At 61.8% G+C, this 972-nt stretch carries 1 protein-coding gene; it reads right to left on the minus strand.

Annotated elements, in window-relative coordinates; all coding sequences use genetic code 11:
• Nucleotides 1-237: 237 nt before the first annotated feature.
• The gene (locus tag JF66_RS19140; protein WP_051973770.1) at nt 238-870 is read right to left on the minus strand and encodes a hypothetical protein; all 633 of its coding nucleotides are present in this window, start codon (nt 868-870) and stop codon (nt 238-240) included.
• Nucleotides 871-972: the final 102 nt, after the last annotated feature.

Consider the following 972-nt stretch of genomic DNA (forward strand, 5'->3'; position numbering starts at 1 on the left):
TTCTCTGACGATGCGATCCATGCCATTCACCTCGCTTCTCGCGGTTATCCGAGGGCGGTGAACAACCTCGCGGTCGCCGCGTTGATCGCGACCTATGCTGCCGATAAGGCGATCGTCGATCTGGCCGCGGCGCAATCAGCGATCACCGAGAACAGCGAGTAAACCCGCGTCACCATTGACGATTACGCCGTCAGCCTGACGATGAAAGCCCCGCCGGAATCCTCCGGCGGGGCTTTTTCAGACCCCGGCATCGTCACGGGAGTTGACGCCGCCACCGTCAAACAACGCGACGGACAACACTCCCCAGATCTGGCCAGCTGCGACCGATTCGAGGATGGCGGTGAGCTGGGCGGGGGTGTAAGCGGCCAGGTTGCAGACACCTTCGAGCGCCGGGGATGACTTGGACCCGCGGTTCGCGAGTTTGGCCAGGGTCTTGCTCGGGGCGATGCCAACACTCACCGGCAGCCCGATCAGCTTTTTGATGATGGTGCGGATCTCGCGGCCGGTGGCGGTGACCTGAGCGGGGGTGCCAGTGAGGCGAATGAAGCTCTCGTCGATCGAGTACACCTCCTGGGAGGAGGTGTATCGGCTGAGGATTTCGACGGCGCGGGCCGAGATGTCGCCGTAGAGTTCGTAGTTGCTGGAGCGGGCAATGACGCCCTTCATCGTCGCCTCGGGGGCGATGGCCTTCCAGGGGGCAGCCATATCAATATCGAGCGCCTTAGCCTCGGCGGAACGAGCGATGACGCACCCGTCATTGTTCGATAGCACCACCACGGGTTTGCCCTCGAGTGCGGGATTGAAGATCCTCTCACAAGAGACGTAAAAGTTGTTCGCGTCGACGAGCGCAAGAGACGAGGCCTTAGACACGGTGCAAGCACCTCGTAACAACTCCCCAGATGACCAGCTCGCTCATCTCCTCCAGCACGATCTCCGGGTACGCCGAATTCTCCGGGACCAAACGCACGGAGC

This window comes from Cryobacterium sp. MLB-32 (assembly GCF_000738085.1).
In the GTDB taxonomy this organism is placed as follows: Bacteria; Actinomycetota; Actinomycetes; order Actinomycetales; family Microbacteriaceae; genus Cryobacterium.